Source organism: Burkholderia sp. HI2761 (assembly GCF_002223355.1).
Lineage (GTDB): Bacteria > Pseudomonadota > Gammaproteobacteria > Burkholderiales > Burkholderiaceae > Burkholderia.
In genome coordinates, this window is sequence record NZ_NKFN01000004.1 from 1420002 (window position 1) to 1434793 (window position 14792).

12 protein-coding genes are annotated in these 14792 nt (G+C 66.8%); 2 read left to right on the forward strand and 10 right to left on the reverse strand.

Going from position 1 to position 14792, the window contains the following annotated elements; all coding sequences use genetic code 11:
• Nucleotides 1-1206, reverse strand: a complete 1206-nt coding sequence (locus CFB46_RS13415; RefSeq protein WP_089500250.1) for an RluA family pseudouridine synthase — start codon at nucleotides 1204-1206, stop codon at nucleotides 1-3.
• A 41-nt stretch (nucleotides 1207-1247) separates the two neighbouring features.
• Here CFB46_RS13415 and CFB46_RS13420 point away from each other — a divergent pair, with 41 nt between their 5' ends.
• Entirely contained in the window at nucleotides 1248-2072 is an 825-nt protein-coding gene (locus CFB46_RS13420) for an outer membrane protein assembly factor BamD (protein WP_027784570.1), read from the forward strand.
• A 121-nt stretch (nucleotides 2073-2193) separates the two neighbouring features.
• Here the strand turns inward: CFB46_RS13420 and CFB46_RS13425 are convergent, their stop codons facing one another.
• The 3 genes from CFB46_RS13425 to CFB46_RS13435 all read right to left on the reverse strand — a co-directional run bounded on the left by CFB46_RS13425 (nucleotide 2194) and on the right by CFB46_RS13435 (nucleotide 5540).
• Nucleotides 2194-4443, reverse strand: a complete 2250-nt coding sequence (locus CFB46_RS13425; protein WP_089500251.1) for an ATP-dependent DNA helicase — start codon at nucleotides 4441-4443, stop codon at nucleotides 2194-2196.
• 55 nt (nucleotides 4444-4498) lie between these two features.
• Nucleotides 4499-4714: a YdcH family protein gene (locus tag CFB46_RS13430; protein WP_006478692.1), complete on the reverse strand. Its 216-nt coding sequence runs from the start codon at nucleotides 4712-4714 to the stop codon at nucleotides 4499-4501.
• 76 nt (nucleotides 4715-4790) lie between these two features.
• The gene (locus CFB46_RS13435; RefSeq protein WP_089500252.1) at nucleotides 4791-5540 is read right to left on the reverse strand and encodes a hypothetical protein; all 750 of its coding nucleotides are present in this window, start codon (nucleotides 5538-5540) and stop codon (nucleotides 4791-4793) included.
• A 164-nt stretch (nucleotides 5541-5704) separates the two neighbouring features.
• Here CFB46_RS13435 and CFB46_RS13440 point away from each other — a divergent pair, with 164 nt between their 5' ends.
• Entirely contained in the window at nucleotides 5705-8029 is a 2325-nt protein-coding gene (locus CFB46_RS13440) for a Tex family protein (protein WP_089500253.1), read from the forward strand.
• Nucleotides 8030-8146: 117 nt separating this feature from the next.
• Here the strand turns inward: CFB46_RS13440 and CFB46_RS13445 are convergent, their stop codons facing one another.
• The 6 genes from CFB46_RS13445 to hflC form a co-directional block, all read right to left on the reverse strand.
• Entirely contained in the window at nucleotides 8147-10063 is a 1917-nt protein-coding gene (locus tag CFB46_RS13445) for a potassium transporter Kup (RefSeq protein ID WP_027784574.1), read from the reverse strand.
• 274 nt (nucleotides 10064-10337) lie between these two features.
• Nucleotides 10338-10934, reverse strand: coding sequence for a phosphoribosyltransferase (locus CFB46_RS13450; protein ID WP_006485899.1), 597 nt, complete (start codon nucleotides 10932-10934; stop codon nucleotides 10338-10340).
• A 7-nt stretch (nucleotides 10935-10941) separates the two neighbouring features.
• Nucleotides 10942-12288 carry an adenylosuccinate synthase gene (locus CFB46_RS13455; RefSeq protein ID WP_027784575.1) on the reverse strand — a complete coding sequence of 449 codons (1347 nt, stop codon included), beginning with the start codon at nucleotides 12286-12288 and terminating at the stop codon, nucleotides 10942-10944.
• A gap of 114 nt (nucleotides 12289-12402) precedes the next feature.
• Entirely contained in the window at nucleotides 12403-13551 is a 1149-nt protein-coding gene (locus CFB46_RS13460) for an ATP phosphoribosyltransferase regulatory subunit (RefSeq protein WP_006496416.1), read from the reverse strand.
• Nucleotides 13552-13664: 113 nt separating this feature from the next.
• Nucleotides 13665-13856, reverse strand: coding sequence for a DUF2065 domain-containing protein (locus CFB46_RS13465; protein WP_006478685.1), 192 nt, complete (start codon nucleotides 13854-13856; stop codon nucleotides 13665-13667).
• Between the two features lie 36 nt (nucleotides 13857-13892).
• The gene (gene hflC / locus CFB46_RS13470) at nucleotides 13893-14792 is read right to left on the reverse strand and encodes a protease modulator HflC (protein WP_089500254.1); all 900 of its coding nucleotides are present in this window, start codon (nucleotides 14790-14792) and stop codon (nucleotides 13893-13895) included.

The window sequence follows — 14792 nt, forward strand, 5'->3', positions numbered from 1 at the left end:
TCACTCCTCCTCATCGTCCGGGTACGGCTCGTCGTCGTGATACTCGCCGCCGAAATCGTCATCGTCGTAGACACCGTCGTCGTCGAACTCCTCGTCGCCCTGCCCGAAGCCGAGCGCCGCGACCAGTGCGTTCATGTCGTCCGGCAGCGGGCAGCGCCACTGCATCGCCTTGCCCGTGACCGGATGCACGAGGCCGAGCCGCCACGCATGCAGCGCCTGTCGTGCGAACCCGTCCGGCAGCGGCGCGACCGAACGCTTGCCGCGCGCGCGCCCGTAGACCGGATCGCCGAGCAGCGGATGCCCGGCGTGCGCGCAGTGCACGCGGATCTGATGCGTGCGGCCGGTTTCGAGATCGCACTGAATCGCCGAAACCGGCTGACGTTGCCACAGGCATGTGTCAACCGTACGGAAATGCGTACGCGCGGGCTTGCCCGACGCGCCGGTGACCACGGCCATGCGCGTGCGCTCGCGCGGGTCGCGGCCGATCGGCGCGTCGATCGTGCCCTCCTCGGGCATCGTGCCCCACACGAGCGCGAAATAGCGGCGCTTCACCGTGCGGGCCTGCAACTGGCGCACGAGGTCCGTCTGCGCGGCCAGCGTGCGGGCGACCACCATCAGGCCGGACGTTTCCTTGTCGAGCCGGTGGACGATCCCCGCGCGCGGCAGGCCGGCCGCCGCGTCGCCGTAGCGATGCAGCAGACCGTTGAGGATCGTGCCGCTCCAGTTGCCGGCGGCCGGATGCACGACGAGACCGGCCGGCTTGTTGATGACGACGAGCGCGTCGTCCTCATAGATCACGTCGAGCGGCACGGGTTCCGGCGTGAACGCGAGCTGCTCGGGCAGCAGATCGGGCACGAGCTCGATCTTCGCGCCGAGCGGCACGGGCTGGCGGATCTTCGCCGGCGCGCCGTCGATGAGCACGCGCTGCGCCTCGATCCAGCTCTGCAGGCGGCTGCGCGAGAATTCGGGGAACAGTTGGGCGAGCGCCTTGTCGAGACGTTCGCCGGCGAGCGACAGCGGCACTTCGACGATGCGCGGCGCCTCATCGGCCGCCACGGACGGCACAACGGGGGGGTGCAACACGTCGCCGGCCAGATCGTCGTCGAGGGAATCCCCCGACGCAGCGTCGGCGGGCCGATCGCTTGGGCTATAATCTTCGCGATTTGGTGTGCCCGGCTGGGCATTCTGCGAACTTGAACGGGTCATTTAGACTGGGTCACCGAGACTTGAAGCTAGGACATGCGAGCATGATGAATTCGACCAAACGTACGGCCAGAACCGTCGCCGCCCGGGCTGCGGCGGTAGCGGCCGTGGCCCTCATCGCCGGCTGCCACGGCTTGCCGCAGAAGCAGGACGAGACGGCTACCTGGTCGAACAACAAATTATACTCAGAGGCCCAGGACGCACTGTCCGGCGGCGACTGGGGCAAGTGCGCGAAATATTTCGAATCGCTGCAAGGCCGCGATCCGTTCGGCCATTTCGCGCAACAGGCACAGATCAACGTTGCATACTGCAACTGGAAGGACAACGAAGCGGCAGCCGCCGACCAGGCCGTCGACCGCTTCATCCAGCTCCACCCCGATCATCCGGATATCCCGTACGCGTACTACCTGAAGGGGATGATCCACTTCAACGACGATCTCGGCCTGTTCGGGCGCTTCTCCGGCCAGGACATGAGCGAACGCGATCCGCAGGCGCTGCGCGAATCGTACGATGCGTTCAAGGTCGTCGTCGATCGCTTCCCGAAGAGCAAGTACGCGCCCGATGCGGCCGCGCGGATGCGCTACATCGTCAACGCGCTCGCGTCGCACGAAGTGCACGCGGCCGACTACTACTATCGCCGCGGCGCGTATGTCGCGGCGATCAACCGCGCCCAGCTCGCGATCAAGGACTACAAGGGCGCGCCGGCGATCGAGGATGCGCTGCACATCATGATCCTGTCGTACGGCAAGCTGAACCAGCCGGAACTCGCCGAGGACACCAAGCGCGTGCTCGCGGGCACGTTCCCCGACAGCCCGTACGTCACGGGCCATTCGCGCCCCGGTGCGAAGAAGTCGTGGTGGCAGTTCTGAAGCACGGCGCGATGTAACACCGTTGCGCACACAAAAAACCCGGCCATCGAGCCGGGTTTTTTCATTGGCGCCGCATTCGGGCGGCGCCACGGCGTTCACGCGGCAAGCGCCGCGCGTGCGGTCACGCGCCCTTGTCCGCGCGGTGCTCGTCGAAGAAATCCTGCACGACCGCGATCTCGCGCGTGCGCTTGAACGGCGGCAGGCTTTGCCAGATCCGGCGCCCGTAAGGCTTGTCGACGAGTCGCGTATCGCAGATCATCAGCACGCCGCGATCCGTCTCCGCACGAATCAACCGGCCCGCACCCTGCTTCAGCGTGATCACGGCCTGCGGCAGTTGATGCACGGCGAACGGGCTCAGCCCCTTCTTCGTCAACGCATCGAGCCGCGCGGCCAGCACCGGGTCGTCCGGCGGCGCGAACGGCAGCTTGTCGATCACGACCAGCGACAACGCATCGCCGCGCACATCGACGCCTTCCCAGAAACTCTGGCTGCCGACCAGGATCGCATTGCCATACGCGCGGAAGCGGTCGAGCAGCTCGGTGCGGCTTGCGTCGCCCTGCACGAGCAGCGGCGTGTTCCAGCCGCGCGATTCGATCACGTCGCGCAGCTTCGACGCGATCCGGTCGACCGCGCGCAGCGTCGTGCACAGCATGAACACGCCGCCGCCGGATGCCTCGATCGCCGGCAGCGCGGCATCGAAAACGGCATCGGTAAAGGCTGGCGAGGACGGCTGCGGCAGGTTGCGCGGCACGTAAAGCAGCCCCTGCGACTGGTAATCGAACGGGCTGGCGAGCGTCATCGAACGACGCGAGCTGAGGCCCATCTGCGCCGCGTAGTGCGTGAAATCGCCGCGCACCGACAACGTCGCCGACGTGAACACCCATGCACGCGGCACGCCCGCACGCTGCTTCGCGAAAATCGGCGCGACCGACAGCGGCGTTTCATGGAGCTGGACGGTATGCGCGAACACCTCGACCCATCGCACCTTCTCGTTCGGATCGCCGTCGGAGGCCGCCTTGTCGCCGGCCGCGGCCGCGTCGGCCTTCGCAGCCGCTTCCGCCGCGCCGGGCGCGACCCAGCCCGCCAGCAGGTCCTGGAGCTCGCGGGCGCGCCGCAGGCACGCGCCGAGCGATTCCGCGCGCTCGGCCTGGCTCGCGAGCGCCGATGCGAGCGCATCGAGCGCCACGTCGAGCGCGTCGAGCGCACTGAACATCGGGTGATCGTCGCCGAGCTGGGCGAGCGACATGCGCACGATCTGGTCGTTCGCGAACGCGAGACGCAAGTCGCGCGCCGCGCGCTCGAGATCGCCACCGAGCTTCACCCACTCGACCGCGTCGCGCGCATGGCTCAGGCCTTCGGCCACCGTGTCGCGCGCGAGCTCGAGGATCTGCGTCGTCGACAGCGTCTCGCCGAAGAACAGCGTCGCCGTCTCCGGCAGCTGGTGCGCTTCGTCGAAGATGATCGTGTTCGCGTTCGGCAGCAGTTCGGCCATCCCCGTGTCGCGCAGCATGATGTCCGCGAAGAACAGGTGATGGTTGACCACGACGACGTCTGCCTGCTGGGCCTCGCGCCGCGCCTGCATCACGAAGCATTCCTTGTAGTGCGGGCATTCCTGGCCGAGGCAGTTGTCGCGCGTCGACGTGACCATCGACCACACGGGCGCCGTTTCCGGCACGCTCGCGAGTTCGGCCTTGTCGCCGCTCTTCGTGAGTTTCGCGAAGCGGACGATTTCCTGCAGATACGCGGTATCCTGCCGCGACGGCAGCCGGCCGTTGTCGGCCGTGCGTTGCAGGTAGTAATGGCACAGGTAGTTCGAGCGTCCCTTGAGCATCGCGACCGTCACCGGCACCGCGAGCGCGTTGCGCACGGTCGGGATGTCGCGCTGGAACAGCTGGTCCTGCAGGTGCTTCGTGCCGGTCGACACGATCACCTTGCCGCCCCACAACATTGCAGGCACGAGATACGCGTAGGTCTTGCCGGTACCCGTGCCGGCCTCGACGATCAGCGTGTTGTCGGCTGCGTCGTTGTCGGATTCGGCTGCCGCCGCGTCGTCCGAGGCCGGCCCGGCCGTCTTGTCGCCGTCGCCGAGGCGGCGCGCCGGCCGCTTGCGGGTTTCGAAGATCTCGGGCTCGGGCATCCGGCGTGCGGACGCTTCCATCGCCGACGCGACCGCGCGCGCCATCTCGATCTGCGACGTACGCGGCCGATAGCCGTCGAGCACGCGCGCCAGCAACCCGCCTTCGCCGAAGATCGTGTCGAGTTCGTCGACGCGCTTGCGGCTCAGCTCGAAAGTGCCGTCGGGCGCACGAACGCGCCCGGCGGGCGTCGTATCACGCCGGGCATCGGGGGTGGCTTCAAGCGGTGAATTCAAGGCAAGCGTTCCTGTGTCCAGCGCCCGAGCGGCGCCGGCGCTTGCCAGGCCGCGCTCAGGCGCGCTTATCCGGTTCGAGCTGCGATTGCAGCAAAATGATTTTGTCCTTGGCCGCCAGCTTTTCCTTCTTCAGCCGGTGCAGCGTGATGTCGTCGATGTCGGAGTGCCCTTCTTTCAGCTCGATCTCCCGAGCGAGCTGCTGGTGCTGCTCCTGCAATGCAGCCAAACGGTTGTGCAATTCCTGCTGCTGTTCCGTGTGACGGTTTTGCATACCTGCCTCCTCATCGAAGCAGCGCGACGGCTGGCGTGCCGACGCGCCCGAGACTGATCCCGATCAATTCAACACGTTACTGCCCCTGTTGTTGCTGCTTGGCCTTCTCGGCCGCTTCCTGCTGACGCCGCTCGACATCGGCCTGGTGCTGCGCGGCTTCCTTCTGCTTCTGCTCGTAGCGCGTGGCGTTGTCCGCCCGCTCCTGCGCCTTCTGCGCCGCCTGCTGGTGCGCCTGGTCGAGCTTGCGCTGGAAATCCGCCTGCTTCTGGTCGTATGCCTGCTTGCTCGCCGCGCGCTGCGGGCCTTCCGCGCCGCGCTGCGCCTGCTTCAGTGCATTCTGCTCCTGCTTGTCGCGGAATGCAGCCGCGTTGGCCGCGTCGTTCGCCGCCCGCTGCGGCGCTTCCGCCGCATTCTGGGCCTGCTTCAGCGCCTGCTGCTGGTCGCGCTGCTGCGCCCGCACCGCGCGCTGCTCGTCGTTGAGCGCGAGCTGCTCCTGGCGAATGCTTGCCCGCTCCTCGCGCATCTGGTCGCGCGCCTTGCCGAGACAGTGGTTGACGAAGAACGTGCTGTAACAATCGTGCTCCGCCACCGCATAACGATAATCGTTTTCCGCGGAGCGCTGATTGAGCACTTTTTGGCGGGCGTCGAAATCCGGGGCGGCCGAGGCCGCAACGGGCGCGGACGCAGCGGCGTCCGGCGCGCTGGCGCCCGAGGCCTGCGCGAATGCGCCGGAAGGCCCGGCAGACAAAGCGGCGGCGAGCGCTGCGCCGAGCGCGACGAGAGAAATGCGGGAAGTTGGCAACGTCGTAGGAAAGCTGCGGGACATGTGTCAAATTCTATCACCCCCGGCTGGACGCTCCGCCATTTATGGCAAAATGCCCCGCTTCATTCACCCGCGGCCTCTGGCCCGTCGGGCCCGCCGGGCAGCCCGCCGCTCCGGGCCTGCCGGCCCGCGCCGCGATTTCAGCAGGCAGACAAACCATCCACGACATGACGGAAACCGTAGCACTCAAGATCGTACAGCGCATCGCCACCGAACTGTCCGTCCAGCCGCGCCAGGTCGCGGCGGCCGTGCAACTCCTCGACGAAGGCTCGACCGTTCCGTTCATTGCCCGGTACCGCAAGGAAGTGACCGGCAACCTGGACGATACGCAGTTGCGCCAGCTCGAGGAACGCCTCCTGTACCTGCGCGAGCTCGAGGATCGCCGCGCCGCGATCCTGTCGAGCATCGACGAACAGGGCAAGCTGACCGACGAACTGCGTGCCGCGATCGACGCGGCCGACAGCAAGCAGGTGCTCGAGGATCTTTATCTGCCGTACAAGCCGAAGCGCCGCACGCGTGCGCAGATCGCCCGCGAGGCCGGCCTCGAGCCGCTCGCGCAGGCGCTGCTCGCGAATCCGCTGCTCGACCCGCAAACCGAGGCGGCCGCGTACGTCGACGCCGACAAGGGCGTCGCCGACGTGAAGGCCGCGCTCGACGGCGCGCGCGACATCCTGTCCGAACAGTTCGGCGAGACGGCGGAGCTGCTCGGCAAGCTGCGCGACTACCTGCACAACCAGGGCGTCGTGTCGTCGGCCGTGGTCGAGGGCAAGGAAAGCGAGGAAGGCGAGAAATTCCGCGACTATTACGACTACGCGGAAACGATCAAGACCGTGCCGTCGCACCGCGCGCTCGCGCTGTTCCGCGGCCGCAACGCGGGCGTGCTGACGATCAAGCTCGGCCTCGGCGAAGAACTCGACGCGCAGGTGCCGCATCCCGGCGAGGCGATGATCGCGCGCCATTTCGGCATCGCGAACCAGAATCGCCCGGCCGACAAATGGCTGTCCGACGTCTGCCGCTGGTGCTGGCGCGTGAAGGTGCAGCCGCATATCGAAAACGAACTGCTCACGCAATTGCGCGAAACGGCCGAAACCGAAGCGATCCGCGTGTTCGCGCGCAACCTGAACGACCTGCTGCTGGCCGCACCGGCCGGCCCGAAGGCCGTGATCGGTCTCGACCCCGGCCTGCGCACCGGCGTGAAGGTCGCGGTCGTCGACCGCACCGGCAAGGTGCTCGCGACCGACACGATCTACCCGCACGAACCGCGCCGCGACTGGGACGGCTCGCTCGCGAAACTCGCGCGCATCGCCGCGCAAACTCAAGCCGAACTGATCAGCATCGGCAACGGCACCGCGTCGCGTGAAACCGACAAGCTCGCGAGCGAACTGATCGCGAAGCACCCGGAGCTGCGCCTGCAGAAGATCGTCGTGTCGGAAGCCGGCGCGTCGGTCTATTCGGCGTCCGAGCTCGCCGCGAAGGAATTCCCCGAAATGGACGTGTCGCTGCGCGGTGCGGTGTCGATCGCGCGCCGCCTGCAGGACCCGCTCGCCGAACTCGTGAAGATCGAGCCGAAGGCGATCGGCGTCGGCCAGTACCAGCACGACGTGAATCAGCGCGAACTCGCCCGCTCGCTCGATGCGGTCGTCGAGGATTGCGTGAACGCGGTCGGCGTCGACGCGAACACGGCGTCGGCCCCGCTGCTCGCCCGTGTGTCGGGCCTGAATGCGACGCTCGCGCGCAACATCGTCGACTATCGCGACGCGAACGGCCCGTTCCCGTCGCGCGAGCACCTGCGCAAGGTGCCGCGCCTCGGCGACAAGACCTTCGAACAGGCCGCCGGCTTCCTGCGCATCAACGGCGGCGAGAATCCGCTCGACCGCTCGTCGGTGCACCCGGAAGCGTATCCGGTCGTCGAACGGATGCTCGCGAAGATCAACAAGCGCATCGACGACGTGCTCGGCAACCGCGAAGCGCTGTCGGGCCTGTCGCCGACGGAATTCGTCGACGAACGTTTCGGTCTGCCGACCGTGCGCGACATCCTGGCCGAACTGGAGAAGCCGGGCCGCGATCCACGCCCGGAATTCAAGACGGCCACGTTCCGCGAAGGCGTCGAGAAGGTCTCCGATCTCGTGCCGGGCATGACGCTCGAAGGCGTCGTGACGAATGTTGCCGCATTCGGCGCGTTCGTGGATATCGGCGTGCACCAGGACGGCCTCGTCCACGTGTCCGCGATGTCGACGAAGTTCATCAAGGATCCGCACGAAGTCGTGAAGGCCGGCCAGGTCGTCAAGGTGAAGGTGATCGACGTCGACGTGAAGCGCCAGCGCATTGCGCTGACGATGCGCCTCGACGACGACGCGGCAGCACCCGGCATGTCGTCGCGCGGCGGCCAGGATCGCGGCAACGCCGGGCGCGGCGGCGCCCGTCCGCAGCGTGCGCGCGAGCCGGAACCGGCCGGCGCGATGGCTGCGGCATTCGCGAAGCTGAAGCGCTGAGCAGTCGAAAGCCTCGACGCACAAAAAAACCCGCCGAAAGGCGGGTTTTTTGATTGCTTCGGAGAAGCGCGCGGCCTGATTCGGCATGGGCCGCATACGCGGCCCGCTTGCGCCCCGTCAGATCTCGATCTTCGTGCCGAGCTCGACGACGCGGTTCGCCGGAATCGAGAAGAAGTCTGTCGGCTTCGCCGCGTTCTGATGCATCCACGCGAATACGCGCTCGCGCCAGATCGACATCCCGGGCAGATGCGTCGGCACGACCGTTTCACGCGCGAGGAAGAACGACGTATCCATCAGCTCGAACGTCATGTCGTGCGCGCGGCCGAATTCCTCGAGCACGGCCTTCACGTCCGGTGTCTCGTTGAAACCGTACTCGGCCTTGACGATGTACAGCCCGCCGCCCGCATCGCGCGAACTCAGGCGCTTGTCGTCGCGCACGTAAGGAAAGTCGCGCGTGACGAACGTCAGGAAAATGGTTCGCTCGTGCAGCACCTTGTTGTGCTTGAGGTTGTGCAGCAGGCTGACGGGCACGAGCTTGTCGTTGCCGGTCAGGTAGATCGCGGTGCCCGACACGCGATGCGGCGGATGCGCGAGCAGCCCCTGCAGGAACGGTTCGAGCGGAATGCCGTCGGCGGCCGTGCGCTCCTTGACGATGTGGCGCCCCTTGTACCAGGTCATCAGCAGGAAGAACAGCAGCCCGCCGATGCCCAGCGGCAGCCAGCCGCCCTGCGCGACCTTCAGCAGGTTCGCGCCGAAAAAGCCGAGGTCGATCGCGAGGAACACCGCGATGATCGCGCCGACCAGTATCCGGTTCCAGTTCCACACCTTCACCATCACGACGCACGCGAGCACCGTCGTGATCACCATCGTCGCCGTCACCGCGATGCCGTACGCGGCCGCGAGGTTCTCGGAGCTCTTGAAGCCGACCACGATGCAGAGGATCACGAACAGCAGCAGCCAGTTCACGACCGGCACGTAGATCTGGCCGATCGCGAGTTCCGACGTATGCAGCACCTTCATGCGCGGCACGTAGCCGAGCTGGATCGCCTGCGACGTCAGCGAATACGCACCCGAGATCACGGCCTGCGACGCGATCACGGTCGCAACCGTCGACAGCACGACGAGCGGCAGCAGCCCCCATTCGGGCGCGAGCAGGAAGAACGGGTTCTCGATCGCCTTCGGGTTCTGGATCAGCAGCGCGCCCTGGCCGAAGTAGTTCAGCACGAGCGACGGCATCACGAGCCCGTATGCAGCGAGGCGAATCGGCTTCGCGCCGAAGTGGCCCATGTCCGCGTAGAGCGCTTCCGCGCCGGTCAGCACCAGCACGACCGAGCCGAGCACGACGTAGGCCTGCAGCAGATGGTCGGCCATGAACGACGCTGCGTAGTACGGATTGATGGCCGCGATGATGCCCGGCACGCGCATGATGTGGTACACGCCGAGCGCGGCGATCACGACGAACCACAGCACCATGATCGGACCGAACAGCTTGCCGACCAACGCGGTGCCGTGACGCTGGATCCAGAACAGCGCGATCAGGATCACGATCGTGATCGGCAGCACGAGGTGCGACAGGTGCGGCGTCGCGATCTCGAGACCTTCGACGGCCGACATCACCGAGATCGCCGGCGTGATCACCGCGTCCCCGTAGAACATGCATGCGCCGAATATCCCGAGCGCCATCAGCGCACCCGCGACGCGGGTTTTCGAGTCGAGCGGCCGCAGCGACAGCGCCATCAGCGCGAGCACGCCGCCTTCGCCGTTGTTGTCCGCCCGCATCACGAACAGCAGGTACTTGACGCCGACCACCAGGACGATCGCCCAGAACAGCAGCGAAATCACGCCGAGAATCGAGCTTTCGGTCAACGGAATGCCGTGCGCGGGGCTGAACGCCTCCTTGAGCGAATACAGCGGGCTGGTGCCGATGTCGCCGAACACGACGCCGATGGCTGCTATCGCTAGCGCCCGCATCGAGTGTTGCTGCGTCGAATGCGGCGCGTGTGCTGCGTCGGTCGCGTGGATCGTGTCGTTCATATGAAGCGTAATAATCGGGTCCGGGTCGGACAAAACGAGCGCTATTCTACTCGCGCCCCCGTGAAACGCCGCCCTGCTCTGTTGCCGTGAAACCACGTGATCCACGCTGCGCATGCAATCCGGCGCGAGCTGTGGCAGGGCTGCCATCATAGCCGGGGCGGCGCCGTCTGCCTACCGGATACGCAGCGCACGCCGCACCGCGCAAACGGTGCCGCAACGAAAAACGGCGCCGCAAGCGGCGCCGTACAAGGCTTTCGTTCGATCGGCCGGACGCTTACGCGCCCGAACCGTCGCGCTGCGCGCGACCGCGCTTGATCCACGCCTCGAGGTTGTGCGGACGAACCGTGTCCCACTCCTCGAACGGTTGATGAATCCACGGATTCGTCGGCAGGAACTGCGTGTGATAGTCGGGCTTGACCTTCGAGCACCCCTTGTACCAGAGCACGGCCGAACGCACGGCCGTCACGGACGGGTAGCGCTCCTTCAGGTGCTCCTGCACGCGCGCGAGCGTGACGCCCGAGTCGACGAGATCGTCGACCAGCAGCACGTTGCCCGCCAGATTGCCGCGCGTCATCGTGATGTATTGCGCGATGTCGAGCTCGCCCTGCTCGGTGCCGGCCGCTTCCCGGTACGAACTCGTCGCGAGGATCGCGAGCGGCACGTCGTAGATGCGCGACAGCTGGTCGCCGACGCGCAGGCCGCCGCGCGCGAGGCACAGGATCTGGTCGAACTTCCAGCCCGAGGCATGCACCTGGAGCGCGAGCAGCTCGATCAGACGGTGATACTCGTCCCAGCCTACCCACAGGTTCTTGTCGTCGTTGCGCGGATCGGTCATCAAGTCTGCCGCCGTCATCGTGATTTGCTGCGTCATCTGGAAATTACACCTTGAACGGATGGCGGAGCAGGATCGTTTCGTCGCGGTCCGGGCCCGTCGACACCATGTCGACCGGCACGCCAGCCACTTCCTGGACGCGGGCGAGGTAGGCCTGCGCGTTCGCCGGCAGCGCGTCCCACGTGTTGATCCCGACGGTGCTTTCCTTCCAGCCGGCGAACGTCTCGTACACCGGTTCGCAACGTGCGACATCGACCGCGCCGCGCGGCAGGATGTCCACGTCCTTGCCGTCGACGTGATAGCCGACGCACAGCTTGACTTCGTCGAGGCCGTCGAGCACGTCGAGCTTCGTCATGCACAGACCCGACACGCCGTTGATCTGGATCGAGCGGCGCAGCGCAGCCGCATCGAGCCAGCCGGTGCGGCGCGGACGGCCGGTGACCGAACCGAATTCCTTGCCGACGTTCGCGAGCGTGACGCCGATCTGGTCCTGACGCTGCGGGTTGTCCGCATCGTACAGCTCGCTCGGGAACGGGCCCGAGCCGACGCGCGTGCAATACGCCTTCGTGATGCCGAGGATGTAGTTGAGCTTCTGCGGACCGACGCCCGCGCCGGCCGACGCCGCGCCTGCGACGCAGTTGCTCGACGTGACGAACGGATAGGTGCCGTGGTCGATGTCGAGCAGCGTGCCTTGCGCGCCTTCGAACAGCAGGTTCTGGCCCGCGTTGTTCGCGTCGTACAGGCGGCGCGACACGTCGGCCACCATCGGCTTCAGGCGATCGGCATAGCCGAGCATCGTGTCGAGCGTGGCCTGGAAATCGACGGCCGCGCCGCCCAGATACTGGGTCAGCACGAAATTGTGGAAATCGAGATTTTCGCGCAGGCGATCGGCGAAGGTCTTCGCATCGAACAGGTCCTGCACGCGCAGCGCGCGGCGGCCGACCTTGTCTTCGTACGCGGGGCCGATGCCGCGGCCGGTCGTACCGATCTTGCCCGCGCCCTTGCGCGCTTCGCGCGCCTGGTCGATCGCGATGTGGTACGGCAGGATCAGCGTCGCGGCTTCGGAGATGAACAGGCGGTCGCGCACGTTCACGCCGGCTTCTTCGAGCTCGCCGATTTCCTTGAACAGTGCTTCGGGGGACAGGACGACGCCGTTGCCGATGTAGCAGGCGACGCCTTCACGCATGATGCCCGACGGAATGAGGCGCAAGATCGTTTTCTTGCCGCCGATGATGAGGGTGTGGCCGGCGTTGTGACCGCCCTGGAAACGCACGACGCCCTGAGCGTGGTCCGTCAGCCAGTCGACGATCTTGCCCTTGCCTTCATCACCCCATTGCGTTCCCACGACGACGACATTGCGCCCGGGAGTCACGTTCACTGCGCTGGCAGACATGTTGATTCGTTAGCTGGTTAAAAACGTATTCTACCTATGTTCGCGGGCGATTCCGAATTTTTCCGTTTCGCTTCAACGATATGCACGCCGAAGCACGGGCCCGCGAACACCTGTTTATCGGGGTTCGACCACCCATGCGCCGTTGCGCTCGACGAGCGAACGATCGCACGCGAACTCGTCGAGCACGTGGTCGTGGCCCGGCAGCGCCTGGATCACGACCTCGCCCGCATCGCGCAGCGCCGCGACGGCCGCGCCCAGCGCATCGTCCTGCGCCCACGGCGCGAGGATCGCGGTGCCGCGCGCCTCGACCGGCGAAATCCGCGCGAGCTCGCGCAGGTCGAGCGAGAAGCCGGTCGCCGGACGAGCCCGGCCATAGGCCTGCCCCACGTGGTCGTAACGGCCGCCGCGCGCGATCGCGTTCGGCACGCCGTCGATGTATGCGCTGAACATCGCGCCGCTGTGATACGCATAGCCGCGCAGGTCGGCGAGATCGATCGCGACCTCGACGCCCTTCGCCTGCGATGCAAGCTGCGCGAGATCGTCGAGCGCCCGCGTGATTTCGGGCAGCACCGGCAGGCGCGTGCGCGCCTCGGCGAGCACGCTCGCGTCGCCGTAGAGGTTCGGCAGCGCGCGCAGCGCGGCACGCGTATCGGCGCCGAGATCGTCGGTGAGTTCGTTCAGCAGCGGCACGTCCTTGCCCGACAGCGCGTCGTACAGCGACTCGCCACGCTCGGCGGCCTGCGCGTCGCGCGCCAGCAGCGCCGCCAGCACGCCCGCGTGACCGAGGTCGAGACGGATGCGCGACAGGCCCGCGAGATGCAGCGCGTCGAGCATCAGTTGCTGAATCTCGAGATCGGCTTCGAGCCCGGCGTGGCCGTAGATTTCGGCGCCGATCTGGATCTGCTCGCGCGTCGCGTGCAGGCCGCGCGGACGCGTATGCATCACGTGGCCCGCGTAGCAGAGGCGCGTCACGCCCTGACGGTTCAACAGGTGCGCGTCGATCCGCGCGACCTGCGGCGTGATGTCCGCGCGCAGGCCGAGCGTGCGGCCCGACAGCTGGTCGACCAGCTTGAAGGTACGCAGGCGCAGATCGGCGCCGCCGCTCGTCAGCAGCGACTCGAGATACTCGAGCAACGGCGGCATCACCATTTCGTAGCCGTACGAACGGAAGCGGTCGAGCAGCCGGCGGCGCAGCTCCTCGATCTTGCGCGCTTCCGACGGCAGCACGTCGGCGATATTCTCGGGAAGTAACCAGGTCGACATCGGTACGGTCCTACGACGGGAAACGGCGCGCGACACGCGCGCCGCGAGTTGAATCGGAACTTCGAAATCGGGCGGAACGAACGGCGGATACGCCGTCCGGATCGGGGCGCCGGTCAGGTCGCGAGCAGCAGCAGCACGAGCCCGAGCACCATCACGATCAGCCCGCCGATCCGGATATGATGCGGCGGCCGCTCGGCTATTCTACGAAACGTGTCGCGCCAGGCGACGGGAAACACGAAGGGGAACGCCCCCTCGATGATCAGCATCAGCGCTACTGCGAGCAACAACGAGCCAGCCAGGTCCATGCGAGCGACGGCGCCGCTCGACGCGGCGCCCCAAGGTCAATGTTTGCGGGGAGCAGGCGCCGCCGGTGCGGCACCGCCCGTCGGGCTGCGCATGAAGCGGAAGAACTCGCTGTCGGGATCGACGACGATGATGTCGTTGCGCTTGAACGTATTCCGGTAGGCCTGCAGGCTCGCGTAGAACTGATAGAACTGCGGATCGCGACCGAATGCATCGGCGGCGATCGTCGCGGCCTTCGCGTCGCCCTCGCCCTTGATCGTCTGCGCGGACTTGTACGCGTTCGCGAGCACGGCCTGCTGCTCGCGTTCGGCGTCGGCCTTGATCTGCTCGACGTCGGCCGCGCCTTGCGCACGCACCTGGGCCGCCTGATCGCGCAATGCGCCGATCATCCGTTGATAGACGGCGTCCGTCTGCGCGGCCGGCAGGTCGACACGCGTGAGCTGGACGTCGACCACGTCGACGCCGAAACCGGCCGCTTTCGCCTTCGCCGCATCGCGAGCCGCATCGGCGATCGCGCGCTGGCCGCCGAGGGCATCGTCGAGCGAGTGCTTGCCGAATGCATCGCCGAGCGCGCTCTTCAGCGTGCCGGACAGCCGCTCGGTCGCCGCCGCCGGGTCGCCGCCCGTCGCGGTGAAATATTTCATCGGATCGCTGATCCGATACTTCACCGCATACGCGACGAGCAGGTCGTGCTTGTCTTCGGTTGCCAGCTGCAGCGGATCGGACGACTCGAGCGATTGCAGGCGCGTGTCGATCAGCGTGGCCGTCTGCAGCGGCGGCGGCAGCTTGAAATGGAGGCCGGGGCCCGCGAGTTCCGGCTGCGTGCCGTCGCGGCCCGACAGCACGGCCGTATGGCGCGGATCGACGGTGAGGACCGTCGACGACGCCGCGAAGGCAACGATCACGATTGCGACGACGAGCGCAATGATTCGGTTCAT

What these genes read in the sequence shown, in the direction of transcription:
- CFB46_RS13415 (WP_089500250.1), bottom strand. Translation starts at nt 1,206, where the DNA reads ATGACCCGTTCAAGTTCGCAGAATGCCCAGCCGGGCACACCAAATCGC.
- CFB46_RS13420 (WP_027784570.1), top strand. Translation starts at nt 1,248, where the DNA reads ATGATGAATTCGACCAAACGTACGGCCAGAACCGTCGCCGCCCGGGCT.
- CFB46_RS13430 (WP_006478692.1), bottom strand. Translation starts at nt 4,714, where the DNA reads ATGCAAAACCGTCACACGGAACAGCAGCAGGAATTGCACAACCGTTTG.
- CFB46_RS13435 (WP_089500252.1), bottom strand. Translation starts at nt 5,540, where the DNA reads ATGTCCCGCAGCTTTCCTACGACGTTGCCAACTTCCCGCATTTCTCTC.
- CFB46_RS13440 (WP_089500253.1), top strand. Translation starts at nt 5,705, where the DNA reads ATGACGGAAACCGTAGCACTCAAGATCGTACAGCGCATCGCCACCGAA.
- CFB46_RS13445 (WP_027784574.1), bottom strand. Translation starts at nt 10,063, where the DNA reads ATGAACGACACGATCCACGCGACCGACGCAGCACACGCGCCGCATTCG.
- CFB46_RS13450 (WP_006485899.1), bottom strand. Translation starts at nt 10,934, where the DNA reads ATGACGCAGCAAATCACGATGACGGCGGCAGACTTGATGACCGATCCG.
- CFB46_RS13455 (WP_027784575.1), bottom strand. Translation starts at nt 12,288, where the DNA reads ATGTCTGCCAGCGCAGTGAACGTGACTCCCGGGCGCAATGTCGTCGTC.
- CFB46_RS13460 (WP_006496416.1), bottom strand. Translation starts at nt 13,551, where the DNA reads ATGTCGACCTGGTTACTTCCCGAGAATATCGCCGACGTGCTGCCGTCG.
- CFB46_RS13465 (WP_006478685.1), bottom strand. Translation starts at nt 13,856, where the DNA reads ATGGACCTGGCTGGCTCGTTGTTGCTCGCAGTAGCGCTGATGCTGATC.
- hflC (WP_089500254.1), bottom strand. Translation starts at nt 14,792, where the DNA reads ATGAACCGAATCATTGCGCTCGTCGTCGCAATCGTGATCGTTGCCTTC.